1 protein-coding gene is annotated in these 1,711 nt (G+C 58.2%); it reads left to right on the forward strand.

Features of this window, described 5'->3' with window-relative positions; all coding sequences use genetic code 11:
* The first annotated feature begins 775 nt into the window (after positions 1 to 775).
* A complete protein-coding gene (gene fhcD, locus PLN84_RS13220) occupies positions 776 to 1,684 on the forward strand; it encodes a formylmethanofuran--tetrahydromethanopterin N-formyltransferase (RefSeq protein ID WP_292384339.1) in 909 nt (302 codons plus the stop codon).
* Positions 1,685 to 1,711: the final 27 nt, after the last annotated feature.

The raw sequence follows: 1,711 nt of genomic DNA on the forward strand, positions 1-1,711 counted from the left end.
ATGCCATGGTATCACGCACCAGATCTGATCGATTAAAAATCGATATAAAAAGAATAGTCAAAGAATATACATAAACTTTCTGAAATTCGGCAGTCTTATATTCCAGAACCCTGATTATCTGTAAATTTTTATAAATTAAAGGAATTGTTATGTAAATCCGATGCTCCATATCCCGTCGTTAAACGCACTTCCCGGGGAAACAACGAATCGAAACCCTTAAATTGTAGATCGGGCGTTCTGGTGAAAATCGGTGGCTAATTCGGGTCGGTAGTGTTGAGCGCAGGCAGAATCTCCACGGAACTCGGGCATAATCCCCGGTCCATCCAGGCGGAATGCCCACCATCTCTTGCGCGGTGCGAGTAGCAACCGTTTCTGTATCCGCCGACTCTCCTCTCTTTGTGCCGGGTGCATCTGCTTCGCCCGGGAGTGCCTGCCCCGATCCCCGCCCACGATCTCGACCACATGCCGGATAGGGCTTCCCGACGGGGCTCGCGGCCTGAGACGTGCTTAACTCGACTCTTCCCGATGGTAGAGGATAATCTGCATGAATGCAAGTCTGAATGGTGCAACGGGGGAGCCCCGGGCGTCCCACGATCCGATCGCCGATCCTATTCATCCTTACTCCGCACGGGTGGTGGATATCGGTGGGTCTGCGGTGCCGCGCGGTTTCGGCTCCCCCCTGACTCCCGGCCGTCGGCCGCCGCGCCGCCGGGAAAAAAAGAAACCTTATTCTGTCCGCATTGTAACATTGTAGCAAACGAGGTGTACATTGTCCATGGAACTGAATGGCGTTACTATTGATGATACCTATGCAGAGGCGTTCCCGACCTGGGTGGCACGGCCGATTATCACCGCCGTCACCGAGGAGTGGGCATACAAGGCAGCAGTGGAGGCCGTCGGGTTTGCCACCTCTACCATCGGATGTCCGGCGGAGGCAGGTATCGACTGCTTCGTCCCTGCCGACGAGACCCCCGACGGACGCCCCGGGTATGCGATCATGATCTGTGCGAGCAAGAAGAAACTGAAGGAGCAGGTTGTGGAGCGGCTTGCCGAGTGCGTCCTCACCGCGCCGACGACGGCGGTCTTCGACGGCCTCGCGGACGTCGTCGCCGAGGTCCCGGAGAAGCTCCCGGTCAAGCTCCACTTCTTCGGCGATGGGTTCGAGGAGAAGCGCGAGGTCGGCGGCAGGACGGTATGGGCCATCCCGATCATGGAGGGCGAGTATATCGGCGAGGAGGAGTTCGGCGCCGTCAAGGGTGTTGCAGGCGGCAACTTCTTCATCATGGGCGAGAACCAGATGGCCGCCCTCACGGCCGCCCAGGCGGCTATTGACGCAATCAGCGGCGTCTGCGGCGTCATCACGCCGTTCCCCGGCGGCATCGTCGCGAGCGGCTCGAAGGTCGGAAGCAAGAAATACAAGTTCATGGGCGCAAGCACGAACGAGGCCTACTGCCCGACGCTGAGGGAGAAGGTCGAGGGCAGCAAGGTGCCCGAGGGCGTGAAGGCGGTCTACGAGATCGTCATCGACGGTGTCGACGAGGACTCGATCAAGACCGCGATGGCCGAGGGCATCCGTGCGGCAACCAAGGTGCCGGGTGTAAAGTTCATCAGCGCCGGAAACTTCGGCGGGAGCCTCGGGCCGTTCAAGTTCGAACTCAAGGATGTCCTTGCGGACTATCTCTAATCTCTTTTTCTCTGTGGCGGTTCTTGA

Source organism: Methanoculleus sp., assembly GCF_035363275.1.
In the GTDB taxonomy this organism is placed as follows: Archaea; Halobacteriota; Methanomicrobia; order Methanomicrobiales; family Methanoculleaceae; genus Methanoculleus.